Below are 14,997 nucleotides of genomic sequence, written 5' to 3' on the forward strand. Positions count from 1 at the left end.
CTCCCCTCGGATCAGGTGCCGGATCGAAGCGGTGTAGTGGGACGCTCCTGGTCGATCGCCCGGCTGTCCGACCATATCCCCTCGAAGTGGGCCGAGAACCGGGAGAAGACCCCGCTCGGTCCGAGCCTGCGCAGGTGAAGCAATGGTGCGGAGCGACCCGGCATCCCGTAGAGGTGCGGGGTCACGAGCATCTGGTCATCGAACCGGAAGACCGAGTTGTAGAGCGGGACGTCCTGGAACCGCAGGTCCGCGTTCTCGCACTCCACCAGCGGCGCGAACGCCCCCAGTGTCGACCGTATCCGCGGCACCAAGGTGATGGCTTCGTGCTCCTCTTCGTCCCGCCGCCGGACGTGTTCGGATTCCGGATCGGCCAGTGCGATGCGGACACGACACCCTTGCCCACACTTCTCGAGGAGGAGCTCGACCAGTTCGGGGTGCTGGTGTGGCAGGAAGTAGAGCGTGTAACCGAGCAGGTCGATCTGGGCATCAGCACCTTGGAAGAGGTCCCACCACCGGTCAGGGTTGAGGTCCGTACGGTGCGAGTAGACCGAAACCACCTCAGCCGTCGCGCCGAGTGCATCGGCCGGACGGCGATGCACTCCGGGCCACAGGAACTCCTCGCTCTCCCCCAGCAAGTGAGCCAGCGCATAACGATGCCGCGGGTGTGGTGTCCGACCGGCCATCCAGCGCTGAACCGTCTTGGGATCGATGTCGACCTCGCGCGCGATCTGCTCAATCGTCTTGTGGCCGCGAGAGATCGCTGCGGCAAGTCGCTCGTTGCTCATCGGCGCCAACTTCAGGACGTTGGGACGTTCACTGGTCGTTCATAAACGTCCCAAGCGTCACTCACACGCGGTGTGAACGTCAACAGTCCGCGGGCTGACTGGTGCGTATCGGAACAGAACGAGACGCGCGAAGGCAGGGAAGCAAGTGGCCAAACACGAGGAAGAGTGCGCCATCCGCTGCGGGGTTGTGGATAACTCAGACCGCATCCACGGGCAAGGCGCTCCAATGGCTGGGAGCAGGATCCCGCGACCTGTGGACGGCGCTCGAACGCCGAACAGGACCTCCACAGATGCGGACCGCACGGTTCCCGTGCCACACGGCACGTCGTTCGATCGCAGAAGCGCCGCGAGGGTCGGCGCGGCAAGGTACGAAGCCGGGGTGCAGCGATGAAGACCGATGAAGTCCACGCAGTGCAGATCGCCGAGGCGCTCGCCAGGTGTGCGTCACTCACCGAGCCGTCGGAGGAGCGAAACGCGCTCTGGCTGCTGGTGCAGTCGCTCCTGTGCACGAGATCCCGGCGCACCGTCATTCCCCTGGGTTCCAAGGCGCCGGTGGTCGTCACTGCCGACTACGCCAGCCAGGAGCTGTTGGCGGCGATGGAGTGGGTCGTCGACCACGAGGAGTGCGCCCGGGCGATGAATCCGGCCGATCTCTACCGTCAGATGCGGTGCGCTGCCACCAAGGGCATGCACGGATCTGGCAGAGCCGCCCTGGCCGACGCCCTGCACGGATTCACGCATGTGCCCGCCGGCGGTCCGCTCCGGTTCTGCGCGCTCGACTCCGAGGAGCCGGTGGCGTCATGACCGTCATGTCGTGGGAAGTCTGGGCTGCGGCACGTCTGGAGCTGTCCTGCGAGGAGTTCGAGGAGATGGGCCTTTCGGCCGCAGCGGATCTCTTGGTCTCGAGGGCACTGATGGCAAGTCGGTACGGCGCCGCCCGACCCTTGGTGACCGCGTCGAGCAAGCAGGCAGGCGGGCACTCCCGAACCGTGACTCGGCGGATGTTGGACCAGCTGCGGTTTCCCCCAAACAAGCGTCGAGCGGTCCATCGACTGCTGACTGGCACGTCCACCTGGGCCGGCCTGTTCGCGATCTATGGGCAGGGCCGAGACCTCACCCCTGCCGAGCGCCTCTACGTCCGGCGTCAGCTCCTCATCATCCGGCGCGCAACGGCTCCAGCGCCGGATGCGTCGTCAGAGCCTCCACACCGTAGAGCCGAGCCACTCCAGCGACGGCGACCAGGGACACCCCTGGACCGGATAGCGCCCGCGGGCGACCGTCGCCGAAATCCAGGATGACGTATTCCTCGTCCAGGTTCACCTCGAATCCGACGAGCGACCCCCACCACAGTGACACCAGCTCCCCGCCGCTGAGTCGGAGCAACAGCCGATGATCGCTGATGAGAACCTGTGACCAGCTCGCCGGGCTCCATTGCCCATCAACACGGATTCGCAACCACAGCGCCGAAACTCGTCGGGCCACCTCGTCCGGTTCAAGTATGAGCCCTTGGAGCATTGCGTCGATCGGTGCAGCCTCACGCATCCCGGCAAGCTCGAGCGCAAGGGCGCGGGCGTCCGCGATTTCCGGACGGGTCAGGGTCCGGGGTGCACGACGACTGTTCACCTTCACGGTTCTCTCCTTGAGCTGCCGCTTCATCACCACACTGTCGCCCCAGGCACCGACAGCGCAAGCGCGTGACGCATGGTGCCCCCCGCTGCGCGTCTGGCAACCATGGGGTTGACCGGGATGGCCGCCACGGCGGTCGCTGCCACCGTGTTGGGCTGCGGCGGGCTGGGGTTGGCGACCGTGGTTGCCATCGACTCTCCCAGCGCGCCTCGTATGCCGGCTTGTACGACGTCCGGTCCCGTGGTCGGCCTTTCAGCTGTCCAGGCCCAGAACGCGAGAGTCGTGGTGAGCACAGCCTCAGGGCGCGGGGGCCACGGAGCAGCGCTGATCGCGTTGATGACGGCCATGGCGGAGTCGGACCTGCGGATCCTCGCCAACCCCAACGACCCCAGCGGCGCTGGTCTGCCCTCGCAAGGCACAGGCTACGACCACGACTCGCTCGGCCTCTTCCAGCAGCGGCGCAGCTGGGGCAGCGCAGTGCAACGGATGAGCGCCACGGAATCCACGACACTCTTCGTCGACGCCCTGCTGACGATCCCCAACTGGGCAGGGCAACCGCCCTGGCGTGCTGCACAGCTGGTGCAGAAGTCCGCGTTCGACGGCCGACCCACATCCGCCAACGGCTATTCGGCCGAGGTCGGCGAGAACTATCTACGCCAGACAGACCGCGCCGCAGGAGTCCTGGCGGTCGTCGAACGCGACGCATCGAGACTGGACTGCGGGGCGTCCGACGTCATGCCTCGCGGCGATTCGGCATCGCACGGCCTCCCCGAGGGCTACGCGCTTCCGCCCGACACCAGCCAGCAGGCCGCGACGGCGATCGCCTTTGCCCTGGCCCAACTGGGCAAGCCGTACCTGTGGGGAGGGACCGGGCCAGATCAGTTCGACTGTTCGGGCCTGACCCAGGCGGCGTGGCAGCGGGCCGGCATACCAATCGGCCGAACCACCTGGGACCAGCTGCGCGACGGTGCGCCGACCATCGAGGCAGCCCTCGTGCCCGGCGATCTGGTCCTGATCCCTGGCAGCCAGGGCAGCCTTGCCGCGCCGGGGCACATGGGCATGTACCTCGGGCACGGTCTCGTCATCCACGCACCAAGGACCGGCGACGTGGTCAAGGTGACCACCCTGAGCGCTTTCACCACCAGCGGTGTGTCGGGCCTGCGGCACATCGGTTGATCTGCGACGCGACGCATGGTGCCCCCAGCGTGACGTAGCCAGTACATGCGCGGGAGTGGCCCGCGTGCTGCGAAGGGGTCAACCATGTCCGTACCATCAATCGACATCAAGCCCAACACCACTGGCCTGCCCGGCATCGGCGCGCTCGAGAACATCGTCGGAGCGGTGCTCACGTTCGGTCTGATCGCCGCCGTCGCCGGTGTCGCCATCTCATCGATCGCCTGGGCCGTGGGTGCCAACTCCTCCAACCCGCACGTCGCGGGCAAGGGCAAGAACGGCGTCCTCGTCGCCGGTGCTGCGGCGATGCTCATCGGGGCCGCCAACACGTTGGTCACGTTCTTCAACAACGCCGGCTCCTCGCTTCGATGAACAGGTTGTACGCCAGCGGCCGCACCGGGGTGACCGTCGCGGTCTGCGCAGCCATCGGGCTGCTGGTCCTTGCCGGCTGGACAGTTCTGAATCACACCTCACCGACGACGGTCGGCAGCGAAGGAGTGCAGACGCATCAGCGGGCTCCGGCCACCGCGGGGACGTCACCGCGCCCGTCGATTGCTCGGGGCTCCGACGCGCCTGCGGCAGAGCAGGACTTGAAGCGCCTGCGCGCCGTCGAGCCCGAGTATGCCAGCGGCGCTCCGCGCCGGATCGCGGGCGAGCAAGCGCAACAACCCGACCTGTATGCCGCCGAGTTCGTCCGCCGGTTGCTCACCCAGGACTACCGCTCGCCACGCCAGACGCACCTCGCGTGGGTGCAGACCGAGTCAGCACCGACGAAGGAACCGCTGGTGGTCGGACTGGTGCCGTCCGAACTGCGCGATCGGCTCGCCGTGTACTCGGTCAGCGACGCTGCCGACGGAGCATCCCCCGTTCCCACCGAGCAGGAATGGAGGCAACTAGCCGTTGCCGGTTCGTACACCTCCGTCCAGATCCAGCACGTCACGGAGCCACTGGCTTGGACCAACGCCGTGGCCGACGGTCGAATCACGGACCCGAGCATCACCGGGCGCGAGGTTGCCGCTCTGGTGACGCGGCATACCAAGGGCTCTCGCGGTGACCACACGCAAAGGTTCAGCGTTGCCATGACACTCAACCTCGAAGGCCCGCCCGCTCGGACGACATGGGGGTTCGTCGCCGCGGTGACGTACGCATCCATCCCGATTGGTGCGCCATGAGCTGCACTGGCATCTTCGCCCTCAACCCGATGTGCCTGGCCGGGCAGGCCGCACAGGGCGCGACGACCGGCGCGGTCGACAGCGCCTTCAGCCGCATGGCCGGCTACTTCGGCCTTGCGGCGACCAACGCCACGAGTTGGCTCTGGAAGGAGATCGACACCGCCACCACCCTCGACCTGAGCTCACCCCAGCTGGCCAAAGAGATGGCCGCCACCGCTAGCGTCGCCGCGGTCCTGTGCCTGGGACTGTTCGTCATCCAGATGATCGCCTCCGTCCTGCGACGCGAACCGGCAGCACTCGGACGTGGCTTGCAGGGACTCCTAATCAGCTTCGTCGGGTCGGCACTCGCGCTCACCGCTACACGAGTACTCCTCGGAGCAGTGGACTCGCTCAGTGCCGGCCTCGTGCAGTACACGATGGGCACCAACATCAACGGCTTGGGCTCCAAACTCGCCTTCACCGGCCTCGCCAACGTGCAGAACCCCGCGGTCACGCTCATCTTCTCAATCGTCATCCTCGCGGCAGTGGTCGTCGTGTGGGCCGCGATGATGATCCGCAAGGTCATGCTGCTCATCGCCGCAGTCCTGGCGCCGCTGGCGTTCGCCGGCGCAAGTGCCGACATCACCCGCGGCTGGGTGCGCAAGTGGGTCGAGTTCGTCTGCGCAATGATCGTCTCGAAGCTCCTGCTCGTCATCATCCTGAGCATCGGAATCTCCGTGTTCAACGGTGCCGGTCAGGACGGCGGCGGCCCCACGCAGACCGGCACGCAACTCGCGGGCGGCGCGCTGATCCTGCTCATGGGTGGGTTCGCGCCCTGGGTCGCGATCAAGATGTTCAGCTTCGCGGGCGACACCCTGTATGCCGCGCACGCCACTGCCGGGCAGGCCTCCGCAGGCGCCCGGACCGTCATCAGGGCACCCCAGAAGGTCAACGCCCTGCAGTACCAAGCGCGCGCACTCATGCCCAGGCCGCCAGCGCGCAGTTCCTCGGCGCCGACCTGGTCGAAGGACCGCGAGGCAGAGCTCATCAACACCTCCCGGCCGGCGACACCCGCACCGTCAGCGATCCCGGCCGCGGGCGGTCGGGGGGCGGCGGGAGCTGCCGCAGGAAGCGGAGGCGCCGCAGCCGTCTCAGCAGCCGCAGCTCCAGTCGTCGCCGCAGCCACAACGGCACAAGCCACGAAGGCCGCCGGGCAGAAGGCCATCGGCGCAGTAGAGGCCGCCGCACCCTCGTTCGACACTGCGACGGTCGGGCGCGGCGACCCACCAGTTCCGACGCAGCCACCCAGGAGCACCTGATGAGTCCGAGAGATCACATCCATGACTGACGCCGCACAGTCCCAGTTCACCGTCCGCTTCGGCCGACGCCCCCGGCGTGGCCTGCTCTTGGGGCTGTCCGCCTTCCGAGTCGCCTGCATCGCGTGCGCGGCCGCGACCTTCGTCCCGATGATGTTCGTGGCGGGCGCCCCGGGCGCGGCGGCCTCGTCGCCGCTCTGGCTCACTTTCCTCGTTCTCGCCTTTGCACGTTGGGGCGGTCAACCGGCCGCCGAGCTTGCACCAACGGCGGGCCACTTCTTGTTCCGGAAGGCGCGCGGTCAAACGAGGTACCGCGCGCGGCCAGACCGTCCGCGCCCGGCCGGCACGCTGGCCCTCCCTGGGGACGCCGCGTCGCTGCGCCTCCACATCGATGAAGAGAGCGGGGCTGCGATGCTCCACGACCCGCACGCGCAGACCCTGACCGCCGTGGCGCTCGTTCGCCACCCGGCATACGTGCTCCTCTCACCGGAGGAGCAGGCGCGTCGCGTCCACGGCTGGGGACGCGCCCTCGCGGGACTCTCCGCGACCGGTACCTGTGCGCGGGTGCAGGTGCTTGAGGTGTCCCTGCCGGACTCCGGTCGAGGAATCACCGGGTGGTGGGACGCCCACGGGGTCAAGGATCCACGTCAGTGGGCGGTGCGAGAGTACGAGGAGCTGATGCGCACGTGTGCTCCGGCGGCCTCTACCCACCGTACGCTCATTGCTATCTCGCTCGACCTCCGAAAGGCCAGACGCCACATCAGGCAGGCGGGGCGTGGGATGGCCGGTGCGGCCGCGTTCCTGCGTCAGGAGATGACTTCGCTCGAGGCGGGCCTGCGCGCGGCCGACTTGCAGCTGACCGGGTGGCTCGATGAGCCGGAACTCGCTGCGACGCTGCGGGCGGCCTACGACCCGGTGGTAGACCGCGAAGATCTTGGCACCTGCGCCCTCTCAACGGCAGGCCCGGTTGCCGTCGACGAGCACTGGGACTACCTGCGACACGACACCGGGTTCTCCGCAGTGCTGTGGGTCAGCGAGTGGCCACGTGTCGCTGTCCCGCCGTTCTTCCTGCACGCACTGGTGTTCCAGCAGGGGATCCGCAAGACGCTGTCCCTCACCCTCGAGCCGGTGTCGGCTGAGGCAGCACTGCGAGACATTCGCAAGGCCAAGGTCGAGTACGCCACCGACGCCGCACAGAAGGCCAAACTGGGCACCATCGCCGACCTTTCCGACTCGGTGGAGCGCGACGACGTCCTCGAACGCGAACGCGCGCTCATCAGCGGACATGCCGACATCCGCTTCACCGGGATGCTTGCCATCACGGCCGCCACGCGCGACGGGTTGGAGGCCGCGGTCGCTGAGATCTCGCGCGCCGCCATCCAGAGCGGCTGCGAGACTAGGCGACTGTACGGTCGGCAGGCGCGAGCTTTCGCGGCAGCCTCACTCCCCCTGGCCAGGCGGGTCTCAGCATGAGAGGGCGCCGCCGACAGGCCTCACCAGCAGGGTTCTACCTTGAGGCCGACGCATCGCGAAGCAGCCGTCGCGCGCAGGGACGAGGCCGATCGGCCAACTCGTTGCAACACGACGTAACCGTCGGGCGACACGAGGAGCAGGAGCAGGAGCACCAGGCGACGCTACTACCGGCACCCGGCGAGATCGGACCAGAGGCGCTGCGGTCTCTCCGTCACCTACGGGTTCCCACCCACCGCGCCACCTCGGACACGGTGGCCGGCGCCTACCCATTCCTGGCCGAGGCCGGTCTCGGCGGCGAAGGCGTTTACGTCGGGCAGGACGCCTGGTCCGGCGGCGGCTTCTGCTTCGACCCCTGGGCCCTCTACAGGCAGGGGGTCATCACCAACCCGAACTGCCTCCTCGCTGGCGTCGTCGGTAAGGGCAAGTCGTGCCTGGCCAAGTCGCTGGCGACCCGCTCCATCGCCTTCGGACGACGGGTCTACGTCCCCGGCGACCCCAAGGGCGAATGGTCCGCCGTCGCACGAGCTGTCGGTGGGGCGGCCATCCAGCTGGGGGGTGGCAGCGCCAACCGGCTCAACCCCATGGACCCCGGTCCGCGAGTCGGCACCGTGGACGACCTGCAGTGGGCGACCCTGGTCCGCATCCGTCGCCGGACGCTGCTCGGCTCGTTGTCTGAGTCGGCGCTCGGACGCCCGCTCAGCTCGGTGGAGCACACCGCTCTCGACGTCGCATTGGACGAGGCCATTGCCGAATCCCCCACACCCACGCTGCCGTCGGTCGTTGACGCGCTCCTGGAGCCCAAGTCGTCACGTCCCGGGGCCACCTGCGCCGAACTCGCGCGAGACGGGCGGGACCTCGGCCACGCCATGCGGCGCCTAGTCTCCGGAGACCTCGCAGGACTCTTCGACGGGCCCTCGACGATTGTCTTCGACCCCTCACTGCCCATGGTGTCGCTGGACCTCTCCCAGATCCAAGGCGCCGACCAGCTCATCGCCATGGTCATGACCTGCGCCTCCGCCTGGATGGAGGCAGCGCTCGCCGCACCAGACGGTGGACAACGCTGGGTCGTCTACGACGAGGCCTGGAGACTCATGCGGCAGCCGGCGTTGCTCGCCCGCATGCAGTCACAGTGGAAGCTCTGCCGAGGGCTGGGCATCGCCAACTTGCTCATCGTCCACCGTCTGTCCGACCTCGACGCCGTCGGCAACAGCAACTCCGAAGCCCGAGCCTTGGCCCGAGGACTGCTCGCGGATTGCTCGACCAAGATCATTTACCAACAGGAGATCTCCGAAGGCCCCCGGACCGCGCTCGAACTCGGGCTCTCGAGTGCTGAGCAAGCACAACTCCCGGATCTGCAGGTCGGAGAGGGACTTTGGCGCGTTGGCAATCGCGCCTTTGTCGTCCGTCACGTCGCGACCGAGAACGAACTCCGGCTCTTCGACACGTCATCGCGCATGACAGTTCAGCTCAATGGATTCCCGGAAACATGACATACGCGGCTGTAATCGGCACCGAACCAGGCGGATCCGCCGATCTTCACGGCGTTAAGACGCAGGTCAGGATCGCGCCTCCCGCGCTGGACCTGAAAGACCGCTAGCCGCCTTTGGCGTTGCATGATCGTCTTCCAGCCATGGCAGATCCCGCGCCCCGGGACCAGTCATCGGCCACAGTTGTCCCGGTTTCGGAGGAGTCGCGTTTCGTTCGATCCTCATACCAAGGTGTTGCTGCCCTTGCGTTCAAACGCGATTGGGTGAGCCCTCGTAGTGGAGCGCTCCGATGGCGCCTGATGTGCTGGTGGTACCCGACTCAGAGACGATAACCCTGAACGCGACGTCGAGAGGGAGGGTGTGCGGTGACCCTCGGCGGCCGCTTACCGCCCTTCGAGGCTGGCCTGTATGAGCAAACTGCTCGTGCGACGATTCGATCTCAGGCTCAAGCTCAGGCTGCAGCTCCGCGACCCGCTCCTTCACGTGGCGGTTCGCCTTCTAGGGTTCAGGTCACGCTGCAGGCCGGGGTCGATCCGGTCTGGCGACGCCACCGGTACCCCGCCTGGTCGCTGATGTGGAAGTCATGCGCCTCGCTTGCAACGCTGCTGCCGTCCGCGAGCAGGTCAAAGACACTGCGTCAAACGGTCGGATGGCCTCTTCGTCCCGGTTGGACCTCTTGCGGCAGGTACCAGAATCCGGAATCCCGGGGCGTAGAACCCGGGATGGAGCAAGGACACCGCCGCCACCGGCACGGGAGAGTCAGCCCGATCATCTGGCTTGCCGGGGTCAGTGGTTCGTGGTGGCCACAAGCACTGGCATCCAAGTCTGACCGTCGTCGGTGGACTCGTAGATGCCGCGGTCTGTTGCCACGTGCCACCGACCCGGAATGACGTCAAGCGCCTCGACCTGACCCGCCACCGTGCCCTTCTTGGCCCATGTGGCGCCTTCGTCGCTGCTGACGCTCACGGTCCCGTCGGCACCGACGCCCACGAGCGGCCCGTCGGTCTGCCAGTCCAGCGGTCCGAGCCTAGGCGCCCCAGTCACTGGCGTCAGTTTGGACCCGTCCTCGGAGCGGAGTACCTGTCCCTCCGGCGTGGTGGCGAACAGGACGCGGGGGTGGGAGGGGTCGGCGGCGAGGTCCAGCAGCTCTTGGTTCTCCATCACGGTCCAGTCCCGCCGGTTGGTTGAGGTGATCAGTGCTCCGTTGACGGAGTCGTATGCGTAGGTTCGTCTCCCGGCAGGTTCGATGGCGTGGAAGTCTGCCTTGCCCTGCAGGGAGACCGCGGTCCACGTCTTCGCGCTGTCCTTGGACTCGATCAGCCCCAGTTGGCCCGGCAGGTCTTCGCGCAGGTCCGGGTGACCGCTGGCAAGGAAGTTGCCGGGACCGACGACAGCAAACCCCATGGTGTCCTGGTACCGGTCGGCGACCCGGTCGGCGCTGCCATTGGCTGCCAGCCGGTAGACCCCGGTGTGGGAGGCGACGTACAGGGTGCCGTCGGCGGGGTCTACCCCTAGCCCGTGGACATGGCCCAGCGCGGGTGCCGAAGATCCCGGAGGCGCAGTGGTCACGCCTTCCGGCGACCCAGAGGAGCACGCTGCGACGGCGGCGACCAGCATCGAGGATGCTGCCAATGTGATTGCGCGGCGGAACAAGTTGGCTCCTACGAGGTCAAGGCCTGATGCGGCCATTCGTGCCGTCCGGGTCATATGTGGCGGGCGCGCAGGCGCAGGGCGTTGCCGATGACGCTGACGGACGACAGGGCCATGGCGGCTGCGGCGATGACGGGAGAGAGCAGGAGCCCGAAGGTCGGGTAGAGCACCCCGGCTGCGATGGGGATTCCCCCGACGTTGTACACGAACGCGAACACGAGGTTCTGGCGGATGTTCGACATGGTCGCCTCGGAGAGCTTCCGTGCACGCAAGATGCCGGTCAGGTCACCGCCAAGGAGGGTTATGCCCGCGCTTTCAATGGCGACGTCGGTGCCCGACCCCATGGCCAGGCCCACGTCGGCTGCAGCGAGGGCGGGTGCGTCGTTCACGCCGTCGCCAGCCATTGCCACGACGCGTCCCTCGCTGCGTAGTCGCTTGACGACGTCGGCCTTGTGGTCCGGCATGACCTCGGCCTCGACCCGGTCGATGCCAAGTCGGCGAGCGACGGCTTCTGCGGTGAGGCGGTCGTCACCGGTGAGCATGACAACCTCAACCCCTTCGGCGCGCAGGGCTACCACGGCCGCAGGGGTTGTTCCCTTGACCTGGTCGGCAATCGCGATGATCCCCGCGACCTGGCCGTCGACACCGGCGAAGATCACGGTGGCCCCGTCGGCGCGCAAACGGTCGGCCTGCGCGGTCAGTGCGCTCGGGTCGAGTCCTTCACCGGTCAGGAATGAGGCGCTGCCCACCCGGACCTTGCGCTGATCGACGCTGCCAATGACGCCCTTGCCGACCGGCGCGTCGAAGTCGGTCGCGGCCGAGATGGTCAGACCAGCGTCCGTGGCGGCGTTGACGATGGCTGTGGCCAGTGGGTGCTCGGAGGCACGTTCAACCCCGGCCACGAGCCGCAACAGGTCGTCCTGCTCGAACCCCGCCGCGGTGACGATCTGCGTCACGGACGGCTTGCCCTCCGTCAGCGTCCCGGTCTTGTCCACGACGACCGTGTCGACCTTCTCCATCCGTTCGAGGGCCTCGGCGTTCTTGATCAGCACGCCGAGCCCAGCGCCACGTCCGACACCGACCATGATCGACATCGGTGTGGCCAGACCAAGCGCACAGGGGCAGGCGATGATCAGGACGGAAACCGCCACGACGAGCGCGTGAGCCAGGCGCGGGTCTGGTCCCGCAACGGCCCAGACCACGAACGCGACGATCGCGATGAGGATGACTATGGGCACGAACCAGGCGGCGACCTTGTCCGCCACTCGCTGGATCGGTGCACGGGAACGCTGAGCTTCGGCGACCATCTGCACGATCCGGGCCAGCATGGTGTCCCGGCCGACCTTGTCCGCGCGGACGACCAGCGACCCGGTCTGGTTGATGGTGCCGCCGATGACCGAGTCGTCAACGGTCTTGGTCACCGGCATCGACTCACCGGTAACCAGGGACTCGTCGAGAGTGGAACGACCATCCTCGACCACGCCGTCGACGGGGACCTTCTCGCCCGGACGGACCCGGAACCGGTCACCCACCGTGACCTGGTCCAGGGTCACCTCATGCTCGGTGCCGTCCGCGTTGATCCGGCGCGCGGTGTCGGGGGTCAGATCGAGCAGCGCCCGGATCGCGCCGGACGTCTGCTCCCGGGCCTGGAGCTCAAGGACCTGCCCGAGCAGCACGAGTGTGGTGATGACCGAGGCGGCTTCGAAGTAGACGTCGACCGCACCGTCCATCCGGAACGCCTCCGGGAAGATACCCGGCGCCACGGTGGCGACCACGCTGAACAACCAAGCGACGCCCGTGCCCATCGCGATGAGGGTGAACATGTTCAGCTTCATGGTCCGCACCGAGGTCCAGCCGCGCTGGAAGAAAGGGGCCCCCGCCCACAGCACCACCGGGGTGGCCAGGACCAGCTGGACCCAGGTCGACGCTCGTGGAGAGATCAGGTCGTGGATCGCTGGGATCAAGTCGCCGCCCATGCCAAGGACGACAACAGGGAAGGATAGGGCCACACCGGTCCAGAATCGGCGAGTCATGTCGGCCAGCTCCGGGCTGGGTCCGCTCTCCGCGGTCACCATGAGGGGTTCGAGGGCCATCCCACAGATCGGGCAGGAGCCTGGGCCGGGGCGCCGGATCTCTGGGTGCATGGGGCACGTCCACTCCTGTAAGTCCCCGGCCGAACCGCTGCTGGCTTCCTGCCCCGGCGCACCTTCCATAGGGCCGTGGCCGTGATCAGCGTTCGCGTCAGCGGGCACCGCATGCAGAAAGGCGTCAGGGTTCTCCTCGAAGCGTCTACGGCACCGACTGGAGCAGAACCAATGAGTGCGCCCGTCGTGCAACGCGTGGTGCTCGCTGGAGGCGGGGTCGACGTCCATCCCACAGACGGGGTCCTTCACCGTGGTCGCAACCCGCGCGTGTTCGCTGTGCTCGCTCATGTCATTCATCGTGTACCCCCTGGGGGTATCTGGTCAACCAACGAACGACAGGGTCGTTGCATGCGTTGACAGGCGGGATTCGACTCGGAGAGTGGTGCACGCCCAGTCAAGGCGGGCGCTACCGAGGGGCCCAGGTCGACCGCGACGTGGATTTGGCCGTGCGGTCGACCTGGGCGGCCGGGGTCATGACTTCAACATGTCCTTCATCTGCGCGAGCTCGGCCGTCTGGTCGGCCTCGATCTTCTTCGCCAGTGCGACCGCGTCGGCGTTCTTGCCGTCCGCCTGTTGGGTCTTGGCCATCTCGATCGCGCCCTCGTGATGCGCGATCATCATCGTCAGGAACATCTGGTCGAAGCTCGTTCCCTTGGCCGAGTCGAGCGACCTCATGTCGTCGTCGCTCATCATCCCTGCCATGCCATCTGAGCCGTGGTCCATGCCGCTCATACCCATGCCGCCGCGGGAGGGCTGCTCCTGCCCCCAGGCCTTGAGCCAGCCGGACATGGTGTCGATCTCGGGGCGCTGGGCTGCTTCGATCTTGGCGGCCAGATCCTTCACCTGGGCTGACTGAGCATGAGTCGCGGCCATCTTCGCCATCACCACAGCCTGCTCATGGTGAGGAATCATCGACTGCGTGAACTTGACGTCCGCGTCGTTGAAGTCGGCCTTTGAGCTGCTGGAACTGCTGTTGTTGCTGCCACTGGCGGTGGTGTCTGCGGCGTTGCCGCAACCGGTCAAGGCGAGCGCTGCCACCACGGCAAGCGCGAGGGCACTGAAGAGTCGTTTCATCACGGGTCGTCCAATCAGGTCTGTCGGGTAGAGGGGGCATGCTGAAGCCGCGGATCGGCCACGCGTCACACACGGGCTCCGCAGCCGGTCAGCAGCGCCGAATCGACAGAACAATCAAAGACGGAGGATCAGGGTCACGCCCGTGCGGACCGGGTGCCCTCGCTGGGGCCGCCACACGCTGATACAAGGGCAGCGCGGGGGCGCCACTCAGCATGCGGAGCAGCACGAGCAGAGCCATCGTCAGCACAGCCATGCACATAGCCGTCATGTCCATGTCCCAGCCGGTCGTGGCGTCGACCACCGTGGCACCAACAGCTCCGACATCGTGGGCGGCCGCAACCATCGCCTCGTGGGCCCCGGGTAGCGGCGCCGTAGGCATCGACGCGTCGACCGGCTCGTGGAACACCACTTCCATGTCATGGGCCATGCCACCGTTGTGGCTGTTCAGGCCATGCATTCCGACGATCCCCGCGAGGAGGATGAGCAGCCCGCCGAACCACAAGGCGCGTCGCGCCGTGGTCCCGGACCGGTCTTGGATGCTCATCACTCCCGAGTCTACGTCGCTGCTCCAAGGCGCACCCCGGGGCTATCGTCCCGACCATGACCGTCGAAGAGTTCGCACCCGAGCCCGGCCGAGACCTGGGGCCGCTCATCCACGCGCTTCGTCGCAACGGCGCAACGCTCACGTTCGCTGAATGGGTCTCCGTCCCAGACTCCATGACCATCAACCTCCACCTGCCCGACGATCCAGAACAGGCCGCCAAGTGCCGCGCGGCCATCGAGCAGTGGAGGAAGTCCGGCTGAGCGTGCATCGGGGTGGCGCGTGCCGCCGCCCGAGCGACGGCTGTGCGTAGCAATCGTTGCCCGCGGCTCTGACGAAGGGCACGGCGAGCTCCTCGTACATTCCGTCCGCGTCAGCTTGCAGAGCGGCACCACCTCGCCCGCGATCGACTAACTGAATGCAACAGTGCGTCCCTCCTCCAGGGGCCCCCTTGATCCGTCGCGGCGCATCAACAACGGACTGTCCCGTACCGGGTTTAGTGGAGGCTCGGAACTGACGCTCTGACGGTAGCCAGTGCGGGGTTTTGACGGTAGTAGCTGTCCTCGTACTCGGCTGG

General features: G+C 67.2%; 14 protein-coding genes. 8 read left to right on the forward strand and 6 right to left on the reverse strand.

The features are described from left to right. Window positions 1-11: 11 nt before the first annotated feature. Complete coding sequence (locus tag ASC58_RS20305; RefSeq protein ID WP_056920570.1) at window positions 12-785, reverse strand: helix-turn-helix domain-containing protein; 774 nt, start codon at window positions 783-785, stop codon at window positions 12-14. Window positions 786-1,172: 387 nt separating this feature from the next. Between ASC58_RS20305 and ASC58_RS20310 the strand changes: the two genes are divergently transcribed. Further along, window positions 1,173-1,589 (forward strand): hypothetical protein, encoded by a 417-nt coding sequence (locus ASC58_RS20310; RefSeq protein ID WP_056920571.1) that lies wholly within the window; start codon window positions 1,173-1,175, stop codon window positions 1,587-1,589. 351 nt (window positions 1,590-1,940) lie between these two features. On the opposite strand, the gene ASC58_RS20315 is transcribed toward ASC58_RS20310, so the two are convergent. After that, window positions 1,941-2,441, reverse strand: coding sequence for a hypothetical protein (locus tag ASC58_RS20315; protein ID WP_157598595.1), 501 nt, complete (start codon window positions 2,439-2,441; stop codon window positions 1,941-1,943). A 90-nt stretch (window positions 2,442-2,531) separates the two neighbouring features. Here ASC58_RS20315 and ASC58_RS20320 point away from each other — a divergent pair, with 90 nt between their 5' ends. The 6 genes from ASC58_RS20320 (at window position 2,532) to ASC58_RS20345 (ending at window position 9,014) form a co-directional block, all read left to right on the forward strand. Next, on the forward strand, window positions 2,532-3,587 hold the full coding sequence (locus ASC58_RS20320; protein WP_157598596.1) for a C40 family peptidase: 1,056 nt from the start codon (window positions 2,532-2,534) through the stop codon (window positions 3,585-3,587). A gap of 84 nt (window positions 3,588-3,671) precedes the next feature. After that, a complete protein-coding gene (locus tag ASC58_RS20325) occupies window positions 3,672-3,956 on the forward strand; it encodes a DUF6112 family protein (RefSeq protein ID WP_200947897.1) in 285 nt (94 codons plus the stop codon). 5 nt (window positions 3,957-3,961) lie between these two features. Next, a complete protein-coding gene (locus ASC58_RS20330; RefSeq protein ID WP_157598597.1) occupies window positions 3,962-4,756 on the forward strand; it encodes a hypothetical protein in 795 nt (264 codons plus the stop codon). Then, window positions 4,753-6,054 (forward strand): type IV secretion system protein, encoded by a 1,302-nt coding sequence (locus ASC58_RS20335; protein ID WP_056920576.1) that lies wholly within the window; start codon window positions 4,753-4,755, stop codon window positions 6,052-6,054. Before ASC58_RS20330 ends, ASC58_RS20335 begins: the two co-directional genes overlap by 4 nt. A gap of 21 nt (window positions 6,055-6,075) precedes the next feature. Continuing rightward, complete coding sequence (locus tag ASC58_RS20340; RefSeq protein WP_056920577.1) at window positions 6,076-7,524, forward strand: SCO6880 family protein; 1,449 nt, start codon at window positions 6,076-6,078, stop codon at window positions 7,522-7,524. 251 nt (window positions 7,525-7,775) lie between these two features. Continuing rightward, a complete protein-coding gene (locus tag ASC58_RS20345; RefSeq protein WP_056920585.1) occupies window positions 7,776-9,014 on the forward strand; it encodes an ATP-binding protein in 1,239 nt (412 codons plus the stop codon). Window positions 9,015-9,797: 783 nt separating this feature from the next. Here ASC58_RS20345 and ASC58_RS20350 read toward each other — a convergent pair. The 4 genes from ASC58_RS20350 to ASC58_RS20365 form a co-directional block, all read right to left on the reverse strand. Further along, the gene (locus tag ASC58_RS20350; RefSeq protein WP_056920578.1) at window positions 9,798-10,628 is read right to left on the reverse strand and encodes a F510_1955 family glycosylhydrolase; all 831 of its coding nucleotides are present in this window, start codon (window positions 10,626-10,628) and stop codon (window positions 9,798-9,800) included. An 86-nt stretch (window positions 10,629-10,714) separates the two neighbouring features. Next, window positions 10,715-13,093 (reverse strand): heavy metal translocating P-type ATPase, encoded by a 2,379-nt coding sequence (locus ASC58_RS20355; protein WP_056914724.1) that lies wholly within the window; start codon window positions 13,091-13,093, stop codon window positions 10,715-10,717. Between the two features lie 183 nt (window positions 13,094-13,276). Further along, window positions 13,277-13,879: a DUF305 domain-containing protein gene (locus tag ASC58_RS20360; RefSeq protein WP_056920579.1), complete on the reverse strand. Its 603-nt coding sequence runs from the start codon at window positions 13,877-13,879 to the stop codon at window positions 13,277-13,279. Between the two features lie 88 nt (window positions 13,880-13,967). Beyond that, window positions 13,968-14,423 carry a DUF6153 family protein gene (locus tag ASC58_RS20365; protein WP_056914726.1) on the reverse strand — a complete coding sequence of 152 codons (456 nt, stop codon included), beginning with the start codon at window positions 14,421-14,423 and terminating at the stop codon, window positions 13,968-13,970. A gap of 56 nt (window positions 14,424-14,479) precedes the next feature. Between ASC58_RS20365 and ASC58_RS20370 the strand changes: the two genes are divergently transcribed. Continuing rightward, entirely contained in the window at window positions 14,480-14,683 is a 204-nt protein-coding gene (locus tag ASC58_RS20370; protein ID WP_056914727.1) for a hypothetical protein, read from the forward strand. Window positions 14,684-14,997: the final 314 nt, after the last annotated feature.

Origin of the sequence: Phycicoccus sp. Root101 (assembly GCF_001426245.1) — a bacterium.
GTDB lineage: Bacteria > Actinomycetota > Actinomycetes > Actinomycetales > Dermatophilaceae > Pedococcus.